At 70.9% G+C, this 26,666-nt stretch carries 24 protein-coding genes; 2 read left to right on the top strand and 22 right to left on the bottom strand.

The annotated features are described in order from the left end of the window. Nucleotides 1-197: 197 nt before the first annotated feature. The 14 genes from ACFVZW_RS31585 to ACFVZW_RS31520 all read right to left on the bottom strand — a co-directional run bounded on the left by ACFVZW_RS31585 (nucleotide 198) and on the right by ACFVZW_RS31520 (nucleotide 15,481). A complete protein-coding gene (locus tag ACFVZW_RS31585; RefSeq protein WP_384528563.1) occupies nucleotides 198-1,562 on the bottom strand; it encodes a methylaspartate mutase in 1,365 nt (454 codons plus the stop codon). Beyond that, a complete protein-coding gene (locus tag ACFVZW_RS31580) occupies nucleotides 1,562-2,026 on the bottom strand; it encodes a cobalamin B12-binding domain-containing protein (protein ID WP_384528560.1) in 465 nt (154 codons plus the stop codon). The genes ACFVZW_RS31585 and ACFVZW_RS31580 overlap by 1 nt, the downstream gene beginning before the upstream one ends. A gap of 124 nt (nucleotides 2,027-2,150) precedes the next feature. Further along, the gene (locus ACFVZW_RS31575) at nucleotides 2,151-2,687 is read right to left on the bottom strand and encodes a rhodanese-like domain-containing protein (RefSeq protein ID WP_384528557.1); all 537 of its coding nucleotides are present in this window, start codon (nucleotides 2,685-2,687) and stop codon (nucleotides 2,151-2,153) included. Beyond that, complete coding sequence (locus tag ACFVZW_RS31570) at nucleotides 2,684-3,973, bottom strand: diaminobutyrate--2-oxoglutarate transaminase (RefSeq protein WP_384528554.1); 1,290 nt, start codon at nucleotides 3,971-3,973, stop codon at nucleotides 2,684-2,686. Before ACFVZW_RS31570 ends, ACFVZW_RS31575 begins: the two co-directional genes overlap by 4 nt. 111 nt (nucleotides 3,974-4,084) lie before the next feature. Continuing rightward, complete coding sequence (gene purD / locus ACFVZW_RS31565) at nucleotides 4,085-5,410, bottom strand: phosphoribosylamine--glycine ligase (protein WP_384528551.1); 1,326 nt, start codon at nucleotides 5,408-5,410, stop codon at nucleotides 4,085-4,087. Between the two features lie 23 nt (nucleotides 5,411-5,433). After that, entirely contained in the window at nucleotides 5,434-6,585 is a 1,152-nt protein-coding gene (locus tag ACFVZW_RS31560; protein WP_384528548.1) for a fatty acid desaturase, read from the bottom strand. A 26-nt stretch (nucleotides 6,586-6,611) separates the two neighbouring features. After that, nucleotides 6,612-7,421: a hypothetical protein gene (locus tag ACFVZW_RS31555; RefSeq protein WP_384528545.1), complete on the bottom strand. Its 810-nt coding sequence runs from the start codon at nucleotides 7,419-7,421 to the stop codon at nucleotides 6,612-6,614. Next, nucleotides 7,418-8,749, bottom strand: coding sequence for a glutamate synthase-related protein (locus ACFVZW_RS31550; RefSeq protein ID WP_384528542.1), 1,332 nt, complete (start codon nucleotides 8,747-8,749; stop codon nucleotides 7,418-7,420). Before ACFVZW_RS31550 ends, ACFVZW_RS31555 begins: the two co-directional genes overlap by 4 nt. After that, nucleotides 8,746-9,759 (bottom strand): asparagine synthetase A, encoded by a 1,014-nt coding sequence (locus tag ACFVZW_RS31545; RefSeq protein ID WP_384528540.1) that lies wholly within the window; start codon nucleotides 9,757-9,759, stop codon nucleotides 8,746-8,748. The genes ACFVZW_RS31550 and ACFVZW_RS31545 overlap by 4 nt, the downstream gene beginning before the upstream one ends. Beyond that, nucleotides 9,756-11,054: an acetyl-CoA carboxylase biotin carboxylase subunit family protein gene (locus ACFVZW_RS31540; protein WP_384528537.1), complete on the bottom strand. Its 1,299-nt coding sequence runs from the start codon at nucleotides 11,052-11,054 to the stop codon at nucleotides 9,756-9,758. Before ACFVZW_RS31540 ends, ACFVZW_RS31545 begins: the two co-directional genes overlap by 4 nt. Then, entirely contained in the window at nucleotides 11,051-12,343 is a 1,293-nt protein-coding gene (locus tag ACFVZW_RS31535; RefSeq protein ID WP_384528534.1) for an acetyl-CoA carboxylase biotin carboxylase subunit family protein, read from the bottom strand. Before ACFVZW_RS31535 ends, ACFVZW_RS31540 begins: the two co-directional genes overlap by 4 nt. 28 nt (nucleotides 12,344-12,371) lie before the next feature. Next, entirely contained in the window at nucleotides 12,372-13,637 is a 1,266-nt protein-coding gene (locus ACFVZW_RS31530; protein WP_384528532.1) for an ATP-grasp domain-containing protein, read from the bottom strand. Next, a complete protein-coding gene (locus ACFVZW_RS31525; protein WP_384528530.1) occupies nucleotides 13,634-14,863 on the bottom strand; it encodes an ATP-grasp domain-containing protein in 1,230 nt (409 codons plus the stop codon). The genes ACFVZW_RS31530 and ACFVZW_RS31525 overlap by 4 nt, the downstream gene beginning before the upstream one ends. A 429-nt stretch (nucleotides 14,864-15,292) precedes the next feature. Then, a complete protein-coding gene (locus ACFVZW_RS31520; protein WP_384528527.1) occupies nucleotides 15,293-15,481 on the bottom strand; it encodes a hypothetical protein in 189 nt (62 codons plus the stop codon). A gap of 645 nt (nucleotides 15,482-16,126) precedes the next feature. On the opposite strand from ACFVZW_RS31520, the gene ACFVZW_RS31515 reads away from it, so the two are divergent. Further along, nucleotides 16,127-16,738: a LuxR C-terminal-related transcriptional regulator gene (locus ACFVZW_RS31515; RefSeq protein WP_384528525.1), complete on the top strand. Its 612-nt coding sequence runs from the start codon at nucleotides 16,127-16,129 to the stop codon at nucleotides 16,736-16,738. Between the two features lie 61 nt (nucleotides 16,739-16,799). On the opposite strand, the gene ACFVZW_RS31510 is transcribed toward ACFVZW_RS31515, so the two are convergent. The 3 genes from ACFVZW_RS31510 to ACFVZW_RS31500 all read right to left on the bottom strand — a co-directional run bounded on the left by ACFVZW_RS31510 (nucleotide 16,800) and on the right by ACFVZW_RS31500 (nucleotide 19,924). Continuing rightward, nucleotides 16,800-17,468 (bottom strand): O-methyltransferase, encoded by a 669-nt coding sequence (locus ACFVZW_RS31510; RefSeq protein WP_384528522.1) that lies wholly within the window; start codon nucleotides 17,466-17,468, stop codon nucleotides 16,800-16,802. Further along, nucleotides 17,465-18,523, bottom strand: coding sequence for a DUF2330 domain-containing protein (locus ACFVZW_RS31505; RefSeq protein WP_384528519.1), 1,059 nt, complete (start codon nucleotides 18,521-18,523; stop codon nucleotides 17,465-17,467). The genes ACFVZW_RS31510 and ACFVZW_RS31505 overlap by 4 nt, the downstream gene beginning before the upstream one ends. Before the next feature lie 153 nt (nucleotides 18,524-18,676). Further along, a complete protein-coding gene (locus ACFVZW_RS31500) occupies nucleotides 18,677-19,924 on the bottom strand; it encodes a cytochrome P450 (RefSeq protein WP_384528516.1) in 1,248 nt (415 codons plus the stop codon). A 276-nt stretch (nucleotides 19,925-20,200) separates the two neighbouring features. Here ACFVZW_RS31500 and ACFVZW_RS31495 point away from each other — a divergent pair, with 276 nt between their 5' ends. Next, complete coding sequence (locus ACFVZW_RS31495; protein ID WP_384528513.1) at nucleotides 20,201-21,379, top strand: steroid 3-ketoacyl-CoA thiolase; 1,179 nt, start codon at nucleotides 20,201-20,203, stop codon at nucleotides 21,377-21,379. Between the two features lie 156 nt (nucleotides 21,380-21,535). Here the strand turns inward: ACFVZW_RS31495 and ACFVZW_RS31490 are convergent, their stop codons facing one another. The 5 genes from ACFVZW_RS31490 to ACFVZW_RS31470 form a co-directional block, all read right to left on the bottom strand. Then, nucleotides 21,536-21,937, bottom strand: coding sequence for a transglycosylase SLT domain-containing protein (locus ACFVZW_RS31490; RefSeq protein ID WP_384528510.1), 402 nt, complete (start codon nucleotides 21,935-21,937; stop codon nucleotides 21,536-21,538). 285 nt (nucleotides 21,938-22,222) lie between these two features. Further along, nucleotides 22,223-23,122 carry an ECF transporter S component gene (locus tag ACFVZW_RS31485; protein ID WP_384528507.1) on the bottom strand — a complete coding sequence of 300 codons (900 nt, stop codon included), beginning with the start codon at nucleotides 23,120-23,122 and terminating at the stop codon, nucleotides 22,223-22,225. Continuing rightward, a complete protein-coding gene (locus tag ACFVZW_RS31480; RefSeq protein WP_384528504.1) occupies nucleotides 23,086-24,816 on the bottom strand; it encodes an ATP-binding cassette domain-containing protein in 1,731 nt (576 codons plus the stop codon). The genes ACFVZW_RS31485 and ACFVZW_RS31480 overlap by 37 nt, the downstream gene beginning before the upstream one ends. Beyond that, a complete protein-coding gene (locus ACFVZW_RS31475) occupies nucleotides 24,813-25,904 on the bottom strand; it encodes an energy-coupling factor transporter transmembrane component T (RefSeq protein ID WP_384528501.1) in 1,092 nt (363 codons plus the stop codon). Before ACFVZW_RS31475 ends, ACFVZW_RS31480 begins: the two co-directional genes overlap by 4 nt. Continuing rightward, nucleotides 25,901-26,665 (bottom strand): SCO2322 family protein, encoded by a 765-nt coding sequence (locus ACFVZW_RS31470; RefSeq protein ID WP_384528498.1) that lies wholly within the window; start codon nucleotides 26,663-26,665, stop codon nucleotides 25,901-25,903. Before ACFVZW_RS31470 ends, ACFVZW_RS31475 begins: the two co-directional genes overlap by 4 nt. Nucleotide 26,666 lies beyond the last annotated feature (1 nt).

Below are 26,666 nucleotides of genomic sequence, written 5' to 3'. Positions count from 1 at the left end.
GGGCGGGCCGCCCCCCCGCCCGCCCCCCCCCGGGGGGGGGGTGGGGGGGCGGGCGCGGGGGGGGGGGGGCCCCCCCCCGGGGGGGCGGCCCCCGCCCCCTTGTCGCACGGAGACGCTCGTCGCGCGGATGAGGCGCCTGCCGTACGGGGACGTCCGCCGCCCGGATCCGTCCGTCGGCTTCCCGCGCGGACGGACGGTCAGGACGCCGTCGGCAGCGCGTTCTGCGGACCGGGCAGGGCGGCTCCCTGCGGCCCGCTGCCGGCGGCCCCCCACGCGTCGTACTGCTCGGCGGTGTGCCGGAGCATGGTCAGCAGCCGGGCGGCGGTGACGCGCCGCTCGGCGGTACGTGCCCGGTGGGGCAACGGCAGCGCCCCCTGATCGGCCCACACCAGCCGCCCGTCGGCATCGATGGCGCTGCGGGTCGCGGCCCGGTTGTCGCGGTGCAGGCAGAACGGGACGTCCAGCAGGCCCCGGCGGAAGGCGAGCAGCAGCGCGCTCCCGATGTCGTCGGAGAGTTCCAGCACCGCCTCGATCATCGCGGTCGCTTCGGCGAGCACCCCGCCGTAGTCCGTTTGGTGCGCCCACGGCAGATCGTGGGCGGTGCGCGCGCGGGCGGCGGCCTCGGAGGCACGGCGCAGCGAGCGTACGTTCTCCGACACCGTGGGCAGCCGGTGGGCCTCCGCGGGAGTCTTTACGATCAGGCGCTCCACCCCGGCCCGCGCGGCCAGCTCGGCGCTGCGGTCCGTCAGCAGCTCGGCACCGGCCCGGGTGGCGGGGAAGACACCCATGTACGTGTAGAGCACCAGGTGCCTGTCGACATGCTCCGGCAGGTAGGTGTCGGCCAGTCGGCGCAGTGCCGCGAGCGCCTCGAGGTCCTGCACCGGGTGTGTCTGCTGCGCGTAGCTGAGCGAGACGCTGCGGATGCCGTGCTGAACGAAGAACAGGCACTCCAACAGGCTGACGGCGATGAGCAGCGAGGGCGGGCACAGCTGTCCCAACAGGCAACCGCCGAAGCTCTCCAGGTGTGCCCGGCGGCCGAGTGCCGCGCACTCGTCCGCCAGTTGTCGGGTGGCATCCCGCCAGTGCGCCACCGACTCGGCCAGCGGCGTGCGTCCATAGGGCAGGCAGTACGAGACCGGACCGCCCTCGCTGGCGGAGAGTCCGGCGCCGACCAGGGTACGAAAGATGGCGCCCGGACTGGCCGAGCCGTGCCGTACCTGGACGGGGCGGTCGCCGGCCGCGGCGGCGAGGGCTGCGGTCAGCTCGGGGCCGTGGACGGTGATGGGGTAGCCGTTGAGCCGGCCCTGACGGGCGAGTGCGGCCCGGGCGCCTGCTTCGTCGCCGACGCGGGTGTAGGCGTCGATGGTGAGGGTGGCGACGGTACGGGCCCGGGCGCCGGCCACCGCGCGCAGCCCGGCGGCCATCTCCTCCGGGTCGGACATGCCCATGCGTGGTTGGACGACCAGGGCGGTGTCGGCGAACCGGCGGACGTACGCGCCGAGGTCGTGGGAGTCGTGCGTGGCGGCGGCAGGGCTGCCGCCCAGGATAACCGGTTTGTTCATCAGGAAGTCCCGACGGCCAGGTCACGGGCCGGAGTTGAGGCGGGCAGGACACCGAGGAAGGCGTGCAGGGCGGCCTCGGGGGCGCCCTCCACGAAGACGGCGTCGAATCCGGCCTCCGTGAGTTCCCGTACATAAGAGGTGTCTTCGCTGCCCTGGACGCCCAGTTTGCCGCCGATCATGGCGGGAATCCCGCCGATCCGCGGGTCGGCGCGCACGGCCCGGATCAGCCGGACGCCGTCGAGGTGGCCGTGGCCGTTGACCGAGCTGATGACGATCGCGTCCGGCCGTTCGGCCGCCGCGGTCTCGATGAGCAACTCGTCGGGCACGCAGGGGCCGAGATTGACGACCTCGTGGCCGAGCTCCTCGAGCAGGAGCTGAAGAAAGACGAGGTTCCAGGTGTGGGAGTCCGAGGAGACCGTGGACAGCAGGATGCGTCGGCCTGTCGGGGAGAGCTGCGCCCTCATGGTGTGCTGTTCCTCTCGCGAAGCCGGCAGAGGTCCGTGTCCGGCGAAGGGGGTACCGGACAGCCCGCTGCCGCCGCCACACCAGGGGGTCGGTGGGGCGGCGGCAGCGGACGTCGGGCCGGGGTCAGATGCAGCAGCCGTTGCGGCCGGCCGGGCGGGCGGCGGCACCGCTGCCGGTCTCGGAACCGGTGCCGGTCCCGCGACCGGCAGGGGTACCGGCCTCGGCCCCGCCCCCGGCTCCGGTCGTCGGATAGCCGCCGCGCTTCCAGTACTCCAGGCCGCCGATCATCTCCTTGGCCCGCAGCCCCGCCGCCGACAACTTGGCGGCCCCCCGGGTTCCCCCGTTGCACCCGGGTCCCCAGCCGTAGGTGATGTAGACGAGGGCGGGGTCGAGCGCGGCGAGGCTCTGCGGGGTCATGTCATGGTGCGAGAAGTGCACCGCACCGTCGATGCGCTCGGCGTCATAGGCGGGCCGTCGGCGCACGTCCAGGACGATGAACCCGCTCAGCCCGGCCACGACGTCCGCGTTCACGTCGTACGGGTCGGTCTCGAACCGCAGCCGGCCGGTGAAGTGCGCGAGCGCCTCGTGTGGTTCGGCCGCCCGGAATCCGAGGACCCGGTGCTCTTCGTCGGACATCTCGGTCCACGGATCGTGGCTCATACCGCGACCGCCTTCTCACGTGCCACCACGGCCGCCGCGCGGTCCGTGCCGAGGCGGTCCACCGCCCACACGATGGTCTCGAGACCGCGCCGCAGGTTCTCCTCGGTGACGGTCAGCGGCGGAAGGATCTTCAGGACCTCGTCGGCGCGCCCGCAGGTCTCCACGATCAGCCCCGCGTCGAAGCAGAGCCGGGACACCTTGGCGGCCGAGACGTCCCCGGCCCGGGAGAAGTCCAGGCCCAGCATCAGGCCCAGACCGCGCAGGGCGACCGGGTGGCGGCTGGTGAGGGCGGTGGTGAGGAACTCCTCGGCGGACCGGCCCTTGGCCCGGACCTCCTGGACGAACGCGCCGTCCGTACCGTCCGCCCAGTAGTGCCGGATGACCGACTCGGCGGCGATGAAGGCGAGTTGGTTGCCGCGGAACGTCCCGTTGTGCTGACCGGGCAGCCAGATGTCGTATTCGGGCTTGATCAGCACGACGGACATGGGCAGGCCGTACCCGCCGATCGACTTGGAGAGGGTCACGATGTCCGGGACGATGCCCGCCCGCTCGAAGGAGAAGAACGCGCCGGTACGCCCGCAGCCGGCCTGGATGTCGTCGACGATCAGCAGGATGCCGTGCCGGTCGCAGAACTCCCGCAGCCCGCGCAGGAACTCCACCGGAGCGATGTAGACGCCGCCCTCGCCCTGCACCGTCTCGATCAGCACGGCTGCCGGCTTCTCGATGCCCGAGGAGGGGTCCTCCACCAGCCGCCGGAGAAGGTCCAGGGAGTCGAACTCGCCGAGCGGGGAGTCCGGGTAGGGCAGGTGGACGGTGTGGGGCAGGGTCGCGTAGAGGCCCTGCTTGTAGTGCGCGGAGCCGGTCGCCGCGAGCGCGCCGGTGCTCACGCCGTGGAAGCCGCCGCTGAAGGCCACCACCGGGACGCGACCGGTGGCCAGCCGGGCCAGTTTGAGGGCCGCCTCGACCGCGTTGGTGCCGGAGGGGCTGGTGAACTGGATCCGGTGGTCGAGGCCCCGGGGGGCGAGGACGTGCCGGGTGAAGGCGTCGATGAAGCCCGCCTTGGCAGTGGTGACCAGGTCGAGGCCGTGGGTGAGGCCGTCGTCCTTCAGGTAGTCGATCAGCCGCTGCTTGACCGGCTCCGGGTTGTGCCCGTAGTTGAGGGTGCCGGCTCCGGAGAGGAAGTCGAGGTACTCGGTCCCGTCCTCGGAGTACAGCAGCTCGTTCTTGGCCGAGGTGAAGACGCCCGGGAAGGCGTGTGCGTAGGACCGGACGCGCGACTCGTGCATCTCCACCGTCGCCGAGGCCGGCGTTCCGGGTGCCCTTGGCGTCGTTACTGTCGTTGCCGTCATTTGGTGATACCGCCTTATTGCCTGGGGTTCCAGGGCTCGTGACAGGGTTCAGTGGGGGACGACGACGGCGGGTTCGGCCCCGATGTCGTCCCGGTAGCGCAGGCCGCGGAAGGAGACGTGGGCCAACTGCCGGTAGGCGGCCAGCCGGGCCTCGCCCGCCGTGGCGCCACGGCCCACCACGTGGAGCACCCGGCCGCCCGAGGTCACGGGCCGGCCGGCGCCGTCCCGGCGCAGATTGGCGTAGAAGACGTCGGCTTCGGCGTGGTCCACCTCGGCCAGGCCGTGGACTTCCTGGCCGGTTGCGAACGCCCCGAACGGCCAGCCGGGCAGCGCATGCGGGTCGTTCTCGTCCAGGCAGCCCTGGGTGAGCGCCACCGAGCAGCGGGCGAGGCCGTCGGACGTCAACTCCTCCAGGTGCAGCCGCCGCTCCAGTACGGCCTCGCACAGCACGGTGAAGGAGCTCCGCACGCCGGGCAGGACCACCTCGGCCTCGGAGTCCCCGAACCGGGCGTTGATCTCGATGACCCGCAGCCCGGAATCGGTGATCATCACTCCGAGGTAGATGAACCCGGTGAAGTCCAGCCCGTCGGCGGCGATTCCCCGCATCAGGGGCTCCAGCAACACCGTGCGGATCTCCTGCCGCAGCGCCTCGCTGTCGGCAGGGTGGGGCGCGATGGAGCCCATGCCGTCGCAGTTGCCGCCGGCGTCCTGCTCCAGGGTGCGCTTGAAGTCCATCGCGGTCGGGAAGAGCAGCGCGCTCTCTCCGTCGACCAGCGCGAACACCGACAGCTCCTGCCCGGTCAGCCGCTGCTCGACCACGACCTTGAACGCGTCGCCGTACATCCGGGCGAAGGCGTCCACCGCGGCCGTCGCCTCCTCCGCGGTGTCGCAGACCACCGCGCCGTCCCCGTCGGGGGTCAGCACGTCGATCTTGACCACGCAGGCGTAGGACAGCGAGCGGATGTACTCCTTGGCCTCCCCGGGGTCGGTGAAGGACTGGTACGCGGCGGTCGGGAGGCCGTGGTCCAGGCAGAAGCGCTTGCCGCGCTCCTTGCTGGACTCCAGCTCGGCGGCGGTGGAGTCCGGGCCGATCACCCGGTGTCCGAAGGCGCGCAGGACCTCGACATAGCCGCAGGACAGGGCGTCGATGTTGGAGACGAAGACGAAGTCGACCGGGTGCCGCGCCAGGAACTCCAGAGCAGGCCGCGGGTTGGTGAGCATCAGCTCGCCCACCGGGATGATCCGGTCGTGCTCGACGACATCGCAGCCGGGGCCGTAGTACACGACGACGTCGGGGTCGGTGCGGGTGAACAGCTCGCAGATGGCGTGGCCCCGGCCGGTGCCGTCCACCACCAGGACTCGGCGCTCCCCCATGGTGTCGTGCTCCTTTGCTCGACTCATCGTTTGTCACTCATCCGCTCGGGGGTCTGCAGCTGGTCGAGCGACTGGCCGACCATGCCGGCCTCGTGCAGGTGGTCCACCAGCGAGCCCCACACGTCGCTGTAGCGGTCGGAGCCGTCGGCGATGTCGTGGCTGCGGACGTAGGCGGAGTTCGCCCAGTCGCAGTTGGGGTGGATGTGGTGCAGGTCGTGCTGCACGGTGTCGCCGACCAGGACGAACATCCGGTACGAGGAGTGGACGACGAGGATCCGGAACCACCAGGTGGTCCAGGCAGCGGCACGCCTGGCCGCACCGCTGATCTCCGGGCCGGGAACCGGCTCGCCGCACATGCGGCCGAAGGTCAGATGGTCCCGCTCCTTCTTGGTGAGCTTCTCCGCGTTGGAGAAGATCCACCAGCGGTGCTCGGTGTGGGTGTAGAGGAAGGTCGCGCCCTGGAAGCACACCGACAGCGGCAGGATCCACAGCACCAGGTACTCCATCCACCACCCGGTCAGCGCCACGAAGGCGATGGTCGCGGCGAGCCACACCAGCGACATGACCAGACGGTAACGGGGTATCGGGCCGGAGAAGTTGGACACGATACGGCCCGAGGAGAAGTTCCAGTGGTGCTTGGGCGAGAACAGCGTGCCCCACAGGTAGCGCCGGTACTCGCTGCGCGACATGCCCGGCCGCATACCGGTGCTCAGCAGGTACCGGGTGTCGGCGTCCTTCATCGAGCACGGGAACTGGTGGTGGAGCAGGTGCTCGCGCCGGTTCTCGTCGTACGGGCTGCGCCAGAACACCGTCGTGATCAGCTCGCCGACCACCCGGTTGACGGTGTGGGACTTGGCGAACATCCGGTGCAGGGTCTGGTGGACGATCACCACGTCCAGGCGGCGCATTCCACCGGTGGTCAGCAGCGTCGCCAGCACCAACAGGGGAACGGACCAGGCGGTGAACGGGTGCAGGGTCCACGCGCCCAGGGCGATGCCGCCGGCGATCTGGACCATGCCCAGCACCCCCGCCTTGTTGGGGCTCCAGCTGATCAGCTGCTTGCCCCCCTCCAGCGGGGTTCCGGTCACCCAGGTCAGGTAGGGCTGGAAGAAGGCCGGCAAACCCCTCATGGTCTCGCGTGGGGTGATCGTCCGATCCTGCGTCTGCGTCGTCATGTCCTGCGTCGCCCTTCTCGCCGCGCTCACTTCTGGGAGACGGGGTCCGCGCCGGCCCCGCCGAAGAGGATGTCGTTGGTCTCGTGGGTGCGGGCCACGGTGAGGTCCTCGGCCGAGACCCACGTCATGTTCACGATCGTGCGGCGGGCCTCGCCGCGGATCGGGTGCACGCGGTGCATCGTGGTGTCCGTCTTGACGATGTACGCGTCACCCGCGCTCATGTGGTACGAGTGCACCTGGCTCTTCAGCAGCGCCCCGTACACGTCGGGGTTCTCCTTGTCCCAGGACGTGTGCGGCACGCCCTGGACGAAGCCGCCGTCGCGGTACTCGGGGGCCTCCAGGACGAGGATGAAGCCGTACGTGTAGTCGTCCCAGTGCCAGCCGTGGGTGTCGCCGGACCGGTCCATCCTGCTCAGCACGTAGTGCTCGCCGGCGTAGGGGCAGGTGAACACCTCCTCACCGACGATCTCGGACATGAAGTCCTTGGTGCCGGGCGAGAAGTAGAAGTTGTGGATCAGCGGCCCGTGCTCCTTGATGACCGGCTGGCCCACGGTCCGCATGTGGCGCGGCGTGCCGTCGGTGATCTCCAGCACGAGGTCGCGCTGCACACCGTGGCCGTCCATGATCCCGAACGCCTCGGCGCGCATGGCCTCCAGCAGTTGCGGGGACAGGAAGCCGCGCAGCGGGACCAGGTGTTGGTTGCGGAACTGCTCGCGCAGCTCCTCGCGGTCGGCGGTGGAGAAGTGCCGCCGCAGGTGCTCCTCGAGGAGCGTGTCCAGCGAGTCCGCGGTCACCTGCTCCGCGGTCGCGGACTGATCGGTCGTGAGGGAGGTCATTTCCCAACTCCTGATGTCAGTGGTTCGGATGCGTCGTGAAGGGATGTGAAGTGAGGGCGGAGGGACATCGGCTGCGGCAGCCAGACGTCGTCCGTCGACAGGTCACGCGGCCGGTACTTGCCGAGGGCGCTGATGAGCAGCCGCAGTTCCAGCCGGAGCGCGTCCACCAGGCGGACCAAGCCGTCCTCCGGGTCCTCGTCGGCGGCCAGCAGGGCCGCTCGGCCCAGGCCGACGGCGGTGGCGCCGAGCGCCAGGCACTTGGCGGCCCGGGCGCCCTCCCAGATCCGTCCGGAGGCGAGGAGGCTGCGGTCCCGGGCCGGGATCCGGGACAGGCACTCGCCGAGCGGCAGGCCCACGTGGTCGAAGAAGGCGGACGGCGCCCAGCCGCTGCCGCCCTCGGCCCCGTCGACGGTGACCGCGTCCGCGCCCGCCTCCCAGGCGACCTCGGCGGCCAGAGTCACGTCACGGCCGGGCGGCAGCTTCACCCACACGCGGGCGCGCGGGTAGTTGTTGCGCATCAGCCGGATCTGCTGACGCAGGATCTCCTCGGTGAACGTGCCGGGTGTGCCGTAGCGCAGCACGGCGTCGGCCTCCGGTCCGTAGATCTCCCCGGTCCGGTACTGGTCGGACAGCCGGGCGGCCGCCTCCCGGCGGAGTACGGTGAGTCCTCCCAGCCCTGGCTTGGCGCCCTGGCCGACCTTCAGCTCGAAGGCCAGCCGGCCCTCCTCGAGTAGCCGGGAGGCGGTCGGGTCGCTGTAGACCAGATTCCACACCTCGGCGTCGGCGTCCTGGGTGGACTGCTGGACGACCACTCCGCCGGCCGAGCCGCCCGCCTCCTGGTAGGAGGCGATGCGGGACAGCAGCGAGCCCCTCGCGTCGTCGCCGTCCAGCCGCCCGTACCCGGTGACCGGCACCACGTTCTCGCCGATGACCATCGGGATGCCGAGCCTGCCGGCCTGCCGGCCGACCGCGACCCCCAGGTCGGAGGCGGCCACTTGCGTGGAGCCGAAGGCGCTCACGTACACCGGGAGCGGCGCCCGGAAGCCACCGAACTCGCACTCCAGTTCCACGTGCTGGGGCAGGGGTTCCTCGCCGAGCTCCAGCATCCGCTCCAGCCGGTGCGGAACGAAGACCGGCGGCACGAGCCGCAGGGCGTCGAGCTCGTCGTGGACGCCGGGCACGCCGCCCGCCCCTCCGAGTGCGCCGCCGCCCGCGCCGAACAGCACGCTGCCGTAGTCCGCCCGGTCGGGGAACACGGCCGCCCCGCCCGTGCGGGCCCGGGCCCGGATCTGTTCTTCGGCGTAGCCGGGTGCGCACACACCGGTCACGGGGAGACCACCCCGGGCAGCTTCGGGAAGGCGGTGGCCTGCCAGACGGCGTCCAGACCGGCGATGTAGCGCGTCAGCCGCTCCAGGCCGATGCCGAAGCCGGCGCTGGCGGGCAGCCCTTCGCGGGCGAGGTCGAGGTACCACTTGTACTTCGCCGGATTCTCGCCGGTCTCTCGGATCCGGGTGAGCAGCTGCACGTAGTCGGACTCGCGCTCGCTGCCACTGATGACCTCGCCGAATCCCTCGGGGAGCACCAGGTCGAAGTTGCGGAGCACGCCGGGCCGTTCGGGGTCCTCCCGGTCGTAGAAGCCACGCGAACCCTTGGGGTAGTCGAGGACGAAGAAGCCCCGGTCCGCATGGCGGGAGAGCAGTTCTTCGCCGACCCAGTCGAGCTCGGCGTGGTCGTCCTGGGGGTGGCCGAGCCGGTGCAGCGCGGTGGCGGCCTCGTCGTGGCCGATCCGGTCGAAGGCTCCTTCGGCGGTGCGGCGCAGGGCGTCGGTGTCCCGGCCCAGGAGTTCGAGTTCGGCGGGCAGGTGCTCCAGCACGGCCGCGGCCGCGCCGGAGACGACCTTCTCGGCGACCGCCATGGCCTCCTCACGGCCGGCACCGGCGATCTCGACGTCGATCTGGTGGAACTCCACCAGGTGGCGGTGGGTGGTGGCGGTCTCCAGCGGCTCCAAGCGCACATTGGGCGCCACGTTGAAGATCTTGTCGAAGGTGAGCAGGGATGCCTGCTTGTAGAGGATGCCGCTGGTCATCAGCTTCCAGCGGTGGCCGTAGAAGTCGATGTCGACCTGCTTGGCGCCGCGGGCGCCGGGGTCGGTGACAGGGCCGATGACGGGCGGCAGCAGTTCGTCGAAGCCGTCGCCGGTCAGCAGCTCGCGGGTCGACGCGAGGATGCGCTGCTGGATGCGCAGCACGGCGCGGGTGGTGTCCGCGGTGAGGTGTTCCCTCGTGGAGGACGGGCGTTGGTGCACGTCCTGGCCAGGTGCGGTCAGGGCTGTGGTCACGCGGATTCCTTCTCTTCCTGCGAGCGGTAGGTGATCGGCCGGTAGTCGGCGAGGGCGTAGAAGTCGCGGTAGAGGACGTCGAAGTCCTGGTTCCAGACCAGGAAGGTGCCGCCGGCGGTGAACAGCGAGTCGGTGGACGCGAGCTCCTCGCCCTCCCGGACCTTCCACGTGATCTCGAACGGGCTCTGGATCTCCGGCTCGTTGAGCTTCTCGACCAACCCGGCACGCTTGGGGATCACGGCGTCGAAGCAGTACTCCGGCGGGTCCGGGTAGGGGCGGCTGGCGATCCCGGACTCGGCCTGGAGGGTCATGTTGACGATCGCGGCGGCGTAGTTGCGCTGCATCGCTGCGAGCCCGGCCAGCCCCTTGAAGCGGGCGCCGACCTCCAGGAAGACCATCTCGTCGCGGGGGGTGAGGAACAGCTCCAGGTGGGTGGATCCGTCCAGTCGGCCGAGGGTGTTCAGGGCCTTCTCGGCGAAGGCGACCATGCGGGGGACGCGGGGGTCGTCGTCCCTCAGGTTGATGTCGGCGTTGACCCGGCCCTGGACCACTTCGAGCGTGTTGACCAGGTACTCGGTCACGCCGGCGAAGACGGTCCGGCCGCCCTCCGTCACCAGGTTGACGCTGTACATGGTGCCGGTGACGAACTCCTCGACCTCGCACGAGCCGCCCTCGAAGGATTCGGGCAGCGCGTTGAAGTCGGCGAGCGAGTTGATCTGCCGGACGCCCTCGCTGCCGGCCGAGTCGACCGGCTTGAGGACGAACGGCAGCCCGACCTCGGCCACGATCCAGGTGAAGTAGCCGGTCCTGTCCCGCTCGAACCGCTCCTGGTCGAAGCGGCGGAAGCGCGGGAAGCGCACCCCGGAGCCGACCAGCCGGTCCTTCATCACGCACTTGTCGCGGTAGGGGAGCATGTCGGACGGGAGCGGCCCGCCGAGCCCGAACTCGGCCCGCAGTTCGGCCGCGAACATCATGAACAGCTCGTCGTAACAGTGCAGCGTGACGGTGCCGGCTTCGGCCGCCGCGGTGATCTCCTTCAGCGCCCTGCGGGCGGCGGCCGGCTCGACGGCCGAGTTGATCAGGGCCGACGGGTCCTCGTACGCGCAGGGTTCGACGTACACCTGGTCGAAGTAGCCCTTCACCTTCTCGGGGGTGGCCGCCCACTCGGGTTCGGAGACGATCAGGACGAGCCGCTTGGCGGCCGGGTCCTCGATCAGGTCGGGGCGGAACATCGGCATGCCGCGGGCGGACAGGATGACGGCGGTCTTCACGGTGGTCGCTCCAGAAGTGGTCATGCGAGGTCCTGGCCGATGTAGGGGGAGGCGGCGAGCACGTTGTTCTCGTTGTCGCCGAGGGGTTCGCCGTTGACCCTGGTCTCGCGGCGCGCCCGCAGGGCGGCGGTGTGCAGCTCGGCGGCGGTGGCCGCGGTGATGGCGAACATGCCGATGCCGTCGAGCTGGTCGGCGCGGCCGGAGAGCTCGTCGCCGGGCTTGCGGGGGCGGCGTTGGCAGAAGGTCGGTTCCGGGAACTCGACGGACTCGAAGCGGGTCAGCCCGGGCGGCGGCAGCAGGATCATCTCGGAGCCGTAGCGGACGGTGTTCCCGATGAAGCCGAAGTCGATCTCCTCGCCCATGCCGAGGGCGGCCAGGAGTTCGGCGTACTCGAGTCCGTACGCCTCACCGAACAGCACCATCGAGGCGGTGCCGGCGAGCCGGGGGTTGAAGTCGATCAGTTCGATGGGGCCGTGGTCCGGCACCATCATCTCGATCTGGGTGGGGCCGTTGTGGAAGCCCATCACCCGGTGGATCTCCTTGGCCAGTTCGAAGATCTCGGCGATCCGCGGGTGGTGGTACGGAAACTGGAAGCCCATCTCCACGACCGGGTCCTTGGCCAGGACGTATCGGCCCATCAGGCCGATCGGGTGGACCTCGCCTCGGCAGACCAGGGATTCCACCGACAGCAGCTCGCCCTGGGCCTCCTCCTCCAGCACGTAACCCCGGGTGTTCTCGATGTACTCGCGCATCAGCGGGTTGGCGATGGCGACCTGGTCGAAGTCGGCGACGGCCGCCTTCAGCTCGTCGAGGTCCTTGACGATGAAGCACAGGGCGCTGCCGGTGCCGTTGGCGGGCTTGAGGACGGCCCGGCCGGCATAGGGCCAGCTCTCCCAGGTGAGGGCATCCTCCAGGGTGGCCGAGCCGAGGGTGGTCAGACCGTGCTCGCGCAGCCGGTCGCGGACCTGGTTCTTGTCGAGGAGGGCGCGCAGGTTGTCGGCCCCGGAGCTGGGCAGACCGGCCATCTCGCGCAGCATCGCGTCGTACGGCAGGACGGGCTCGAACCCCGCGTAGGTTCCGACCACCTCGTGGCGGTCGTGGACGTCCAGCAGGACCTTCTCGATCTGGAGTGGATCGGCCCAGGAGTCGATGGCGATGAACTCGTCGACGAAGCCCTCGGGAACGGCGTACGGGCCCTCGGTCTGCAGCGGGGTGCTGTTGATCACGACGATCTGCAGGCCCCGGGCCTTGGCCGCGCGGGCCACCTGGAGCATCGGGTTGAGCATTTCGAGCATGACGAACGTGGGAGTCATGGGTATTTCCTGTTCGGTGCCGGGCGCTTCAGGCGGAGAACGTGTCCGCGGGGGCGGCGACGGTGAAGGAGATGGACGCGGCGGCGGCCTCGGCACGCTCCAGAGCGGCCGCACTGGTCGGCCCGACCGCGATGACGTGCCCGAACCGGTCGGTGTTGTCGCCGTGAGTGCCGGTCTCCGTGCCGAGCTCGACGTACAGCTGGACGTCGACGACGCCCTCCTGTGCGCGGGCCTGCGCGGCGCCGGTGATCTCGTCGACGCGCCCGGTGGTGCTGGGCAGGAAGACGATGGCGGCGCCCTGGTCGGTGTGGTCCGCCGGTTCGGGGCGGCGGCCGAGGTGCATGCCGATCTGCTCGGCGACCATGTCGGTGCCGGTGGCCAGGGTGACGAGCCGGGTGATGCGGTCTCCGCCAGGGCGGCAGTTGACCTCGATCAGCTTGGGCCCGGCCGCGGTGACCCGCAGCTCGATGTGGGCCGAGCCGAAGGTGTAGCCGATCGCCGCCAGCGCGGCTCGGGCGACCTGCTCGCATGCCTCCCGTACGTCCGGGTCCAGCGGGGCCGGGACGGCATGCCCGGTCTCCACGAAGGCCGGCGGGGGCGAAAGCAGCTTGCGGGTGACGGACAGGACAGAGGTGGTGCCCTCGTAGGTGAGGGTCTCCACGCTGTACTCCGGTCCGTCGAGGTACTCCTCGATCAGCACGGCCGGGGTGCGCGGCCGGCCTCGGTAGCCGATCTGGGTGCGCTCCTCCAGCAGGTGGCGCACGTGGGCTCGGGCCTCGGCGGTGCTCCGGCACAGTTTGACGCCGATGCTGAGGAGTTCGTCGACCGGCTTGACGATGCACGGCACGGGGATGTCGGCGTCGTCAAGGGTGTCGCCGCGCTCGACCCGGCGGAACGACGGGCTCGGCACGCCCGCGGCCCGACAGAGCCTGCGGGTGCGGGACTTGTCGCGTGCCGCGGCGACCGCGTCGGGTTCGGATCCGGCGAGGCCCAGCCGTTGTGCGGCCGTGGCCGTCACCGCGACGTGCCATTCGCTCATCGTCAGGATCGCGTCGACCGGGTGGTCACGGCCCACCTCGTGGACGGCGGCCAGGACGGCCTCGACGTCGTCGGTGTCGCACTGCGCGACGCGGTCGATGAGGGCGGTGTCGAGGCTCTCGCCGACGCCGTCGAGGTAGTACGACAGGTCGCAGGTGAGGAAGGAGACCCGGTGGCCCAGCCGCTTGGCGGCGGCCAGCGCCTCGAAGCCCGAGCCGCTCATGTTGCTCTCGACGAAGACCAGGTGGGAGCTCACGGGCGCGGCTCCGGGAGGGTCTCGACGGTGATCAGGGCGGCCAGCCGGTCGGCGGTCGCGGCCGCGGTCGCGGTGTCGGGGCCGGTGACGATCACCTGGCCGCTGCGGTCGAAGTTGTCGACGACCTCGACCACGCGGTCGCCGGGCTTCACGAAGAAGTCGAGCTCGATGAGGTCGGGGTCCTCCAGCACCTCCTCGGTGCCCTTGTATCCGGTCACCACGCCGGGCTCGGCACGGAAGAAGGTGGTGGCGGCGGCACGGGCGGCGACCGGGCGCTCGGGGAGGACCGGCATCAGTCCGAAGGGCGCGGCGCAGGCGTACTGCTCCAGGTCGATCTCGTACGCGTTGATCACCAGGTCGAGGATGCGCTCGCCGCACAGCCGGTCGTGGGACTCGATGACGCGCGGGCCCTTCGAGGTGATCTTGATCTCGGTGTGGGCGACGCCGTCGCGCAGGCCCATGGCGGTGTGGAAGGACCGGACGTAGTCGGCGACCTCGGCGTCCATCTCGGGAGTGAGCCGGGCCGGCAGCGCGTGCGCCGACTCGACCACGCCGATGGTGTACTTCTCGGTGATGGCGACGATGGAGTGCAGACCGTCGAAGGAGAAGGACTCCACGCTGTACTCGGGGCCGTCCAGGTACTCCTCGACCAGGTAGCGGTCGACAGGGAAGAACTGGCCCAGCACGAGGTCCTCGCGCCCGCGCAGACCGACCGCTTCGGCCCATACCGGGGTGACGTCCTCCGCCCGCTCGATGATGACGACACCGCGGCTGGCGGTGTTGTCGATGGGCTTGAGCACGACCGGGTAGCCGTGCAGCCTGCCGAACTCCTCGATGTCGGTGGCGCTGGAGACCTCGGCGGCCGACACGCTCGCGATGCCCTGTTCCGCCAGGTGCTGGCGCATCAGCAGCTTGTCCTTGTAGAGCGTGGACACGGCTTCCGGGGTGCCACCCAGGCCGAACCGGTCGTTGATGCGGCCGACGGTCTCCATCGCCTGTTCACCCAGGGAGATCACCTTGGTGAACTTGTACACGGCGTGGATGGCGTCGACGAGCGGGCGTGTGATCTCCCAGTCGGTGTAGTCGATCATGAACAGGGCGTCCGCGGTCTCTGCGTAGCTCGGCATCATGCGGTCGCGGTGCTGGAGGAAGACGACACGCAGGCCGAGCGCTTTGGCCTTGACCAGGGTCTCGGGGCGTCCACCGACGATCAGAATGGTTTCCACTGCACTCAACTCTCGCTACGTGGGGTACGGGTATGGGGCGAACAGGGTCGAACGGGGGCGAACGGCGCTTGGGCATGGCTGAGAACCATGCGTCGAAGGCGTGGGGCGGACGCAGGGCCGCGGTGGGGTGTGTGGTGGGCCGGGAGGGCGTGGCCGGGCGCGTGGAACCAAGGGCGCGGTGTGGTGGCGGCCGACACGGCTGACGAGCGGTCGATCAGCGGCTGATCGGTGAGCGGATCAGCGGTCGGCCGCGAGCCGGTCGGAGAGGAGGGCGCGACCGGACGAGCCGGCGGGGCCGAGCCGCGACCTCTTCGGCTCCGGGCCGCGACGGCCGGGAGGGCCCTGGCCGCCGCGCGGTGCATCGTCCGGATCGGGGAGCGAGGCGATGCGTCGACCGGTGTGCCGGGTCGGCGCGGTGTCTCGGACGCGTCAGGCGTCGGTCGCCTTCACCGGGTTGACCGTCGGCGGGGCGACCGGGCCCCAGCCGTGGTCCGCGACCAGCGTCGTCTCGTCGGCGGAAGGGTGTGCGGCCTGCACCGTCGCGGTCACCAGCGCTGCAGCGAGCAGAACCGTACCGGCGCCCATCCGGCAGAGTCGGGACATCGCACGCGTCTTCATTGCATTCTCCGTTGGTTCGTGTTCACCCAATGTTTCAGAACCGTGCTCGACAACCGGTTCGGAAGAATGCTCAGGGAAATTGGGAAACCATTTTCCGGTTTCTTTGGGATTAGGTTTCTGTCCTACCTGATCCTGAATTCCCCCGGCCCTCGCGCTCCGGCATCGAAAGCTTGCACAACGGGCTAGAGGTAGGGCAACCGGGTAATCTAACATGACTGCGCAGTGCACAACTACGCGGGGGGGCATAGAGTGTCAAAAACATGTGAATCGGACGACTGTGACGGGGTGGGGCCGTGCGAGGAGGGGCTGGCCAGATACCACACCGCCGTTGTCTCAGGGGAGGTGGATGCGCCGGACGTCACCCCTTGTCTCCTGCGTCTCGGACTGATCGCCCCGACTGCCGACGGAGGCCGGTTCACCCCGGTACCGGCCGCGGTGGCCTCCTCCCGTGCCCTCCAGCCGTACCGCGAGGAGATAGTCGCCAAATCGCGCCTTCTGGAAGAACTCACCTCGATATTCGATGAGATCGGAAAGGTGTACAGCGAGGCGACCGAGTCGCGCGCTCCCCGCTTTACGCTGCTCCGCGGCGCCAGCGTAATTTCCGACGCGATCGACACGGCGGTGGCCCATTGCACAACGGAACTCATGACCGCCCAGCCCGGCGGCAGCCGCCCCGCGGAACTCCTGGAGAGTTCGCTCCGGAGGAATATCGAGCTAATTGACCGAGGGGTGCGGCAGCGGACGCTCTACCAGCATGCGATACGGATGCATCAGCCCACGTTCGAGTACATGTGCCAGATCGTGGAGGCGGGTGGCGAGGTCCGCACCGTGGACGAGATGTTCGATCGGCTCATCGTCTGCGACCGCACCGTCGCCTTCATCCCCACCAGCTCCGCGTACGAGCAGGAGGCGCTGGAGATCCGGGAGCCCGCTGTGGTGCGCTTCCTGTCCAACATCTTCGATCACGCCTGGGCGCGTGGAATCCCGGCGACCCTCACGCGCGACCGGCGCCCCAAACTCGTGGCATCCGACCTCGAACGCGCCCTCGCCCGGATGCTCGTCGCCGGCTACACGGAGGAGAAGATCGCCCGGGACCTCGGCATGAGCCGCCGCACGGTCGCCGACCACACGAGCCGCCTCTCCCGCCGACTCGGCAGCATCAGCCGTGCCCAGCTGGGCTACCTCATCGCCGCGAGGGGCCTCCTCGAGGACGGCGACGAGGCGGCTGCGGCCGGCGTGCACCACCTGGTCTACTGACCCCGCCTCCGGCCGCCTGCCGCTCCCGGCAGGGAATGACGCGGGCGGCCGGAAGGGATGTCTAACCCACGACCCGGGCCATCAGCAGACCGTCGTACCCCCGCACGCCCACCGTCTGGAACGCCGTCGCGTCCAACCGGGGCTCGCGCGAGATCAGTTCGAACATCGCGCGAGTGCCGGTGATCGCCGCGTCGTTCGGGTTCTCCTCGGCCACCTTGCCGCCGCGCACCACGTTGTCGACGACGATGACCGTGCCGGGACGGGAGAGCCTCAGCGCCCACTCCACGTAGTGCGGGTTGTTCGCCTTGTCGGCGTCGATGAAGACGAAGTCGAACGGGCCCGCGCCCTCCGCCTCCAGCTTCGGCAGGGTGTCCAGGGCCGCGCCCGTCCGGACCTCGACGATCGAGTCGAGGCCGGCGCGGGCGATGTTGGCGCGGGCCACGTCCGCGTGGGCCGGGTTGTACTCCAGGCTGATCATCCGGCCGTCGGCAGGCAGCGCCCTGGCCATCCAGATCGTGCTGTATCCGCCGAGCGTGCCGATCTCCAGAACCGTGCGCGCGCCCCGCGTCGCGACGAGCAGGTTCAGCAGCTTGCCCTGGTTGGGGGCGACGGCGATCTCAGGGAGCCCGGCGGCCGTGGAGTCGGCGAGCGTGGCGGCGAGCGCCTCGTCGGCCGGGGCGAGCAGGTCGGTGAAGTAGCGGTCTACGGAAGCCCATTGGTCGTTGGTCATGCGGCCGAACGTACCGCAGGGCGTCCGCGCCGGGCGCGTACCGCCACGGCCGTTCCGACCGCCGCGAGCAGCACGCCGGAGACCGTCAGGAGCCAGACCGGGATCCCGTCGCCGACCGTGAGCAGCCGGCCGGTGTAGATCACCTCCCGGTACGGGGTGTCGGCGACCGTCCTCAGTTCGTGGTCGCCGTCGATCCGCGACGGTTCGGGGAACTCCTGGTCGAGGGCGGTCAGATAGACCGGGCGTCCGCCGGTGAGCGCGGCCACCGCGCCCTCCTTCTCCTCGATCCCGCCCGCGAACGTCACCTCGGGGGCGTCTCCGCCGATGTCGTCGCGGGGCTCCATGCGGTGGTCGGCGAGGACGTACAGGCCGAGGGACTGCGGGGTCTTCGCCAGGCGGGAGAGCCGCATCGGGTAGACGAGACGGTCGCTGGCGAAGCTGATCCTGAGCGGGGTCAGATCACCCATGAGCGCCGTGCCGGTGGCGTCGGGCGCGAGGCGCACCGCGACGTACTCCCACTTCCGCTCGACGTACGGCCGCAGTTCGGTCGAGAGCCGGTCGGAGAGCTCGAAGCCGTTCTCCTCCAGCCAGCCGCTCAGCGCCTTCGGGTCGGTGGCGGTCAGCCGGGCCACGTCGAAAGGACCGAGCCGTTCGCGCCCGACGACACCGACGTCCGCGCTTTCCCCGGGCAGGGCGGCCCCGGCGCCGTCCGAGGTGTTGAGGTCGAAGGGCCAGTCGCCGCCGCGCGGCCAGAAGTAGTACCGGTCCTTGCGCTCGGGGCGGGTGAGGTCCTCCAGCGCGTCGAAGAGCTCAGGGTCGCCGAGCGTGACGTCGGCCCGGCCGGGTACCGGCATGATCCAGGCGGCCCGCTCGGCGTTTCCGCGCACGGTGAAGCGCATGACGATCTGTTCCGTACGGCCGTCCCAGCGCACGGCCGAGGTCTCCCGGTCGACGCCGATGCGCTGGTTCGCGTCGGGGATCATCGCCCCGCAGCCGCATGCATAGGCCGGTGCGATCAGTGAGCCGAGCTGGAGCGCGAGCAGCGCGACGATCATGGCCAGAATTCTCTGTGTCCCCCGCATGTGCGTTCAGACGCGGGGCGCGAGGTTCCGGTTCCGGGTACCGAAGGCCGAGGGTGCCGGAAGGCGGGGGAGGCGGGAGGCGGGAGCCCCAGGCGTAGGGGGGATGGGCTCCCGCCTTCCGGTCTGTCAGGAGCCGACCCGGACCTGCAACTCCTTGATCCCGTTGAGCCAGGCCGCGCGCAGCCGGCGCGGCTCGCCCGCGAGTGTCAGATCGGGCAGGACGTCCGCCAGCGCGTTGAAGATCAGGTCGATCTCGTTGATGGCGAGCGACTTGCCGAGGCAGAAGTGCGGGCCTCCGCCGCCGAAGCCGAGGTGCGGGTTCGGGTCGCGGGTGATGTCGAAGGCCTCGGGGTTCCCGAAGACCTCCGGGTCGTTGTTGGCGGAGGAGTAGAAGAGTCCGACCCGGTCGCCCTTGCGGATCTTCTGGCCGCCGATCTCGGTGTCCTGGGTGGCCGTCCGCTGGAAGGAGACCACCGGGGTCGCCCAGCGCACGATCTCCTCGGCGGCGGTCGCGGGCCGCTCCCGCTTGTAGAGCTCCCACTGTTCGGGGTGGGTGAGGAAGGCGTACATGCCGTGGCTGATGGCGTTACGGGTGGTCTCGTTGCCGGCCACCGCGAGCAGGAGCACGAAGAAGCCGAACTCGTCCGAGGAGAGGTTGCCCTGGCCCTCGGCGGCGACGAGCTGGGTCACGATGTCCTTGGCCGGACACTCCTTGCGCTCGGCGGCCAGGTTCATCGAGTACCCGATGAGTTCCATGGCGGCCTCGGCGCCGATCTCCTCGGTGATGGCGTACTCGGGGTCGTCGTACGCGACCATCTTGTTCGACCAGTCGAAGATCCGGGCGCGGTCCTCCTGGGGTACGCCGATGAGCTCGGCGATCGCCTGGAGCGGGAGTTCGACGGCGACCTGGGTGACGAAGTCGAAGGAGCCGTCGGACGCGGCGCTCCGCTTCGCCTCCTCCACGATCGCCCGGGCGCGCTCGCGCAGCGCCGCCTCCAGGGTGCGGATCGCGCGGGGGGTGAAGCCGCGCTGGACGATCTGGCGGACCCGGGTGTGCTCGGGCGGGTCCATGTTGAGCATGATCAGCTTCTGGACCTCGATCTGGTCCCGGGTGATGTGCTCGTTGAAGCGGATGACGGCCGTGTTCTCGGTGGAGGAGAACAACTCGGGGTGGGTGGAGACGTACTTGACGTCCGCGTGCCGGGTGACGGCCCAGTAGCCCTCGTCGTCGAAGCCGGTGATGCCGCGCGGCTGGGGGCACCACCAGACGGGCGCGGTCTGTCGCAGCCGCGCGAACTCCGGGAAGGGGATGCGGCTCTGGAGCAGATCGGGGTCGGTGGCGTCGAACCCTTCGGGGAGGTGAGGGCAGGGCATCGGCAACACACTCCATGTCTGAGACACGCGTGCCTGACAGCATGTCTGACGGTCCATCAGAAGTTGACCGCAAGGTAGTAACGGGTTCTACAACTCGCAAGGGATGCGACGGGAACTGTTGCCGGTAATCGGCGCACGCGGGTGCGTGCACAACCCTTGCGTACCGGCGGTAGCAGTCATAAGACTTCACTCAGAACTAGAACGCGTACTAGTTCCCCGTACCGTCCCCGTCGCGGAGTGCCGGGACACCCCGCCGGGCGAGGAGAGGACGAGCTCATGGCCGCGGAACCCGTCATCGTCGAAGCAGTACGCACCCCCATCGGCAAGCGTGGAGGCGCGCTCGCCAATCTGCACCCCGCCTATCTCCTGGGCGAGACCTATCGCGAACTCCTCGGACGCACCGGCATCCACGCCGACTGCGTCGAGCAGATCGTCGGCGGCACCGTCACCCACGCCGGCGAGCAGTCCATGAACCCGGCGCGCAACGCCTGGCTCACCATGGGTCTTCCCTACGAGACGGCCGCCACCACCGTCGACTGTCAGTGCGGCTCCTCGCAGCAGGCGAGCCACATGGTCGCCAACATGATCGCCTCGGGGGTCATCGACATCGGCATCAGCTGCGGTGTCGAGGCGATGTCGCGCGTCCCGCTGGGCTCGGGCTCCAAGCACGGGCCCGGAAAGCCCTGGCCGGACGAGTGGAACGTCGACCTGCCCAACCAGTTCGAGGCCGCCGAGCGCATCGCCCGGCACCGCGGCCTCACCCGCGAACGGGTCGACTCGCTCGGCCTGCTCTCCCAGGAGCGGGCCGCGAACGCCTGGTCCGAGGAGCGCTTCAAGCGCGAGACCTTCGCCGTCCAGGTCCCCACGACCGAGGAGGAGCAGGCCGCCGGGCAGGGTATGTGGCGGCTCGTCGACCGCGACGAGGGGCTGCGCGACACCAGCATGGAGGCGCTCGCCCGGCTCAAGCCGGTCATGCCGACGGCCGTCCACACCGCCGGCAACTCCTCCCAGATCTCCGACGGCGCCTGCGCGCTGATGTGGGCCTCCAAGCGGATGGCCCGTGCGCTGAAGCTCAGGCCACGCGCCCGGATCGTCGCCCAGGCCCTCGTCGGCTCCGATCCGCACTTCCACCTGGACGGGCCGATCGACGCCACCCGCGCCGTCCTCGGCAAGGCCGGGATGTCCCTCAAGGACATCGACCTCGTCGAGATCAACGAGGCCTTCGCCTCCGTGGTCCTCAGCTGGGCCCAGGAATTCGACCGGGACTTGGACGGGCTGGTCAAGGTCAACGTCAACGGCGGCGCCATCGCGCTCGGCCACCCCGTCGGCGCGACCGGGGCGCGGCTGATCACCACCGCGCTGCACGAGCTGGAACGTACGGACAAGGAGTTCGCGCTCATCACGATGTGTGCGGGCGGGGCGCTGGCCACCGGCACGATCATCCAGCGGCTGTAGCGCTTCCTCCTCTCCCCGACCGTGTCCGCGACCCCGGCGTCCGCCGTCACTGCCGCTGGGTCGGCCGGCGCCCGAGAAACGCCGCAGGCCCCGCCCCTCCGTGAGGAGGGCGGGGCCTTGCGAGAATGCGGGCAGCCGGTGGCCGGGGGGTGACTCTTAGTACCAGCCGTTGGCCTGCCAGAACGCCCAGGCGGCGTTCGGGGAGCCGTAGCGCTCGTTCATGTAGTTGAGGCCCCACTTGATCTGGGTGGCCGGGTTGGTCTTCCAGTCCGAGCCGGCCGAAGACATCTTCGAGGCCGGGAGGGCCTGGACCAGGCCGTAGGCGCCGCTGGACGAGTTGGTGGCGGAGGGGTTCCAGCCGGACTCGTGAGAGACGATCTTGCTGAAGGCCTGGTACTGCGAAGCCGGGACGATCTTCTTCGCAATCTCCTGCGGAGTCGCGGCCGAAGCCGTGGACGTCGTGCCGAGCACCGCACCCGACGCGCCCAGCAGCACGGCTGCGGACACGGCGAAGGTCTTCTTGCGGGAGGAGACACGAGTGGAGAGCGAGCGGAACACGAAGCGACCTAACGTCGGGGACATGGGGTGCGCCGGGCGTTTTCGGCAAGCCGGAACCAGAGCCCGGGGAACCCGGATCCTGTGGGGAATCGGCCTGTCCGAGGCGCTGCGCTGAGCGCTGCTGCCTGGCGACGTCCACCAGACAACCAGGGCCGGAACGGCGACGCAACGACCCCCAGTACGAGGCGGACTCGGACCCGCGCCGAACGTCCCTGGGGGGAGTCTCAGACGTTTTCGCAGCTCGCGTCGGGCTATGGTGTGATTTGGGAGGGTCTGAACCCTCTCCTATTTCCCTTCGTACGTGACGTAGGTCCTGTGGGGCGCCTCACCCCGAGAGAGCCCTTCCGGGCCCTCGAATGTGACCTGGGCCTCGAAGTTCGCCCGCCGCGTGGCCCGTCGAAGCGCCTTGAGGAGCGTCCGGCCGATGGTCAGCGTGAGCACCACCGTGAGAGCGGCCCGGCCGAGGTCCCAGCCGAGGGAGGTGGCGAGGACGTACGCGAGGAAGCGGACCAGGTTCTCGTGGACCGGGTCACCTGGGACGAAGGAGATCCCCGTCCCCAGGCCGCCGACGGTGACCCAGCCGTAGAGATTGGTGACGGTGCCGTACGCGAACGCCGCCAGGAAGCCGTACGCCGACAGCATCAGCAGCTCGCCCCGGCCCCGGACCTTCTCCGCCCCCGGCAGCAGGCCCGAGCCCATCGTGAACCAGCCCATCGCCAGCATCTGGACCGGCATCCATGGGCCCACACCGCCCGTGAGCAGGGCGGACGCGAACATCGTCACCGCGCCGAGCACGAAACCGAACCCCGGCCCGAGGACCCGGCCACTCAGCACCATCAGGAAGAACATCGGCTCCAGGCCCGCCGTCCCCGCCCCGAGCGGGCGCAGCGCCGCGCCCACGGCGGCCAGCACGCCCAGCATCGCGACCGCCTTCGCGTCCATCCCGCAGTCGGCGATCGTGGCGACCACGACCGCGATCAGCAGGGGAAGGAGGGCGGCGAAGAACCAGGGGGCGTCTGCGGCGTGCGTCGTCACGGCCGAGGAGGCGTCCGCGAAGAGGGGCCAGCCGATGGCGACCAGCCCGATCAGGGAGACCAGGACGAGCGCGGCGACCGAACGGGGACCGAGCCGGACGGGTCCTCCGCCGCTCACAGCGCCTCCCTGACCTGCTCGACCGTGAGCCACGGCTGCGGGGCGAGGATCTTGGCGACCTGAGGGGAGAAGGCGGGGGAGGAGACGACGACCTCGGCCGTCGGACCGTCCGCGACGACCTCGCCGCCCGCCAGGATCACCACCCGGTGCGCCAGCTCCGCGGCCAGCTCCACGTCGTGCGTGGCGAGCACGATGGCGTGGCCGTCGGCGGCGAGCTCACGCAGATGCGCGACGAGACGGGCCTTGGCCGCGTAGTCGAGACCGCGGGTCGGCTCGTCGAGGAGCAGGAGCGGGGGGCGTCCGGTGAGCACGACGGCCAGGGCGAGCGCGAGGCGCTGGCCCTCGGACAGGTCGCGGGGGTGGGTGTCGTCCGCGACGCCCGGCAGCAGCTCGGAGACCAGGGCGCGACAGGTACCGGGGGCGGCGCCCGCGTCGGAGTCGGCGGCGGAGCATTCGGCGGCGACCGTGTCGGCGTACAGCAGATCGCGCGGCTCCTGCGGTACGAGCCCCACCTGCCGGATCAGCTCGCGGGGGTCGGTCCGGTGAGGGACGCGGCCCGAGACGAGGACGGCGCCGGAGGTGGGGGTGACGGTGCCGACGAGCGCGTTGAGCAGGGTGGACTTGCCGGCGCCGTTACGCCCCATGAGCGCGACGGTCTCACCGGCCCGGACCCGCAGATCCACCCGCCGCAGCGCCTCGACGCGCCCGCGCCGGACACCGAGGGCGTCGACGTCGACGAGCTGGTCGGACACGGGGGCGTGGGCGTCGGTGCCGCGCCGCCAGAGCCTGGAGATTCGCCCGCCCCGCATGAGCGGCTCCGCCGCGGGCTGCGGGGGGCCGGCGGGGGTCTGGGGACGGAGCCCCCGGTCACGGGAAGGGGCGGGGTGGGGGAGAGGTTCCGACGGGGGCGCCTCCGCGAGCCGGGCCTCCAGGCGGGACCGCAGGTCACCCGCCGTGCGGCGGGCGTCGCGGACCGTCAAGGGCAGCGGCGTCCAGCCCGCCAGGCGGCCCAGTGCCACCACCGGCGGGTGCACCGGTGAGATCGACATGATCTCGGCCGGTGGGCCCATGGCGCCCTCCGGAAGGAGGAGCACCCGGTCCGCGTACTGGACCACCCGCTCCAGCCGGTGCTCCGCCAGCAGGACCGTCGTGCCCAGGTCGTGCACCAGGCGCTGGAGCACCGCCAGGACGTCCTCCGCCGCCGCCGGGTCCAGCGCGGACGTCGGCTCGTCGAGGATCAGGACCTTGGGGTGCGGGGTCAGCACGGAGCCGATCGCCACCCGCTGCTGCTGGCCGCCGGAGAGCGTGGCGATCGGCCGGTCGCGGAGCTCCGCGAGACCCAGCAGGTCCAGGGTCTCCTCCACCCGGCGCCGCATCACCTCGGGCGCGAGGCCCAGGGACTCCATCCCGTACGCCAGCTCGTCCTCGACCGTGTCCGTGACGAAGTGCGCGAGCGGGTCCTGCCCCACCGTGCCGACCACGTCCGCCAGCTCGCGGGGCCGGTGCGTCCTGGTGTCCCGGCCCGCGACCGTGACGCGGCCGGTCAGCGTCCCGCCCGTGAAGTGCGGGACGAGCCCGGACACCGCGCCGAGCAGCGTCGACTTGCCGACCCCCGACGGGCCGACCAGCAGGACCAGCTCGCCCTCCGGGATCGTCAGGTCCAGATCCCGCAGCGTGGGCTCCGGCGCGTCCCCGTACCGCACCGAGACGTTCTCGAACCGGATCACGACGACTCCTTCGGCACGGGGGCCACGAACGCGGGCACCAGGCCCACCAGCAACGACACGGCGGGCCACAGCGGTAGCTCCGGCGCCACGAGCGGGACGACGCCGGGGTGCAGCGCCTCGTACGCGTAGACGTTCGCCCAGATCATCAGCGCCGCCACCGCCACCCCCGAACCGGCGACCAGCCACGCCCGCACCCCCCACCGGTCCGGCCGGTACCGGGTCCGTACCGCCCGGCGTCCGCCGAGCCGGAGCCCGGCCATGGCCGCGACGAGACCGGCGACGACCAGCGGCAGCCCGTACCCGGCGCCCTGCGCCGCCAGCAGACCGTACGAACCGGCGCACACCCCGAGCAGCCCGCCCAGCGTCAGCACGTTCGTCGTCCGCCGCACGGCCGCCGGCACCTGCGCCGTACGCCCGTATCCGCGCGCGTCCATCGAGGCCGCCACCGCGATCGACCGCTCCAGCGCGCCCTCCAGCACCGGCAGCCCGATCTGGAGCACCGCCCGCACCCCGCCCGTCGGCCGCCCCCGCAGCCGCCGGGCCGTCCGCAACCGCACCACGTCGGCGACCATGTTCGGCGCGAAGGTCATCGCCACGACGACGGCGACCCCGGCCTCGTACAGCGCGCCCGGCAGCGACTTGAGCAGCCGCGCCGGATTGGCGAGCGCGTTCGCCGCGCCCACGCAGATCAGCAGGGTCGCCAGCTTCGCCCCGTCGTACACCGCGAAGACGACCTGCTCCGCCGTCACCAGGCCACCGATCCGCACGCCCTGCGCCCAGTCCGGCATCGGCACCTCGGGCAGCGTGAACAGCTCGTACGTCCCCGGGATCGCCGATCCGAGCACGATCGAGAACACCACCCGCAGGGCCACCACGAACAGGCCCAGCTTCACGAACGCGCCGTACGAGCGCGCCCAGGGGGCGTCCGTACGGCGGGCCGCGACGACATAGCCCGCGATCGCGACGATCAGGCCGAGGAGGAGCAGGTTGGTGGTACGGGAGGCGGCCACCGCGAGCCCCAGCGCCCAGAGCCACCAGGCGCCGGCGTGCAAGGCGTTGGAGCGGTTCGCCTCGGGGGCAAGGATCATGCGCGGCGGCGTGCCTTCCAGACCGCGGCGCCACCGAGCGCGAGTACGGCGGCCCCGCCCACGACGATCCCGGCGGAGGGACCCCCGCCGTCGTCGTCGTCCGTCTTCTGCACGGCCGACAGCGTCGGATTCGCGGTGGGCGTCCCCGCAGGGGACGACGGCTGCGTCTCCGACACCTGCTCGCCGCAGCCCTTCGCCGGATACCCGGCGATCCCGCAGAGCAGGGCCGCGCTGTCGTACCGCAGCGGCTTCACCACGGCGGCCAGCGCCTCCGCGCCCGTCGCGGACTCACGGACCTGCGCGCAGCCGACCTTCAGCCGCTGGGCCGGTGGGGTCTCACCGGGCGGGGCGTCCTCGGGGCCGCCGAAGTCGACGACGACCGCGATCCGCTTGGTGTCCGCCTTCTCCTCGACGCCGGCGCAGATCGTCGTGAAGGAGGGGGCGGCGGAGGGCCGGGAGGCGTCGCTGGTGTCGTTGCTGAGGGCGAAGCGGAAGCCGATCGCGTCCCCGTCACCGGGCCGGGCGGTCGCCGGGCCCTGCGTCGCGTACGTCCACTTCCCACCGCCGTCGCTCTCCCAGAACGACCAGTACCGGTAGCCCGCGGCCTGGGCGGGAGCGGCGACGGCCAGCGTCAGTACGACACCGGTGGCCGCGGGCGGGCCCCCCCCCGGGCGGGGGGGCCCCCGCCCCCCCCCCCCCCCGCGCCCCCCCCCCGGGGGGGGGGGGGCCCGCGGGGGGGCGAGAGGTGACCGCGCCCACACA

Origin of the sequence: Streptomyces sp. NPDC059567, from assembly GCF_042735655.1 — a bacterium.
Classification (GTDB): Bacteria; Actinomycetota; Actinomycetes; order Streptomycetales; family Streptomycetaceae; genus Streptomyces.
This window is presented reverse-complemented; position numbering and strand designations above follow the sequence as displayed.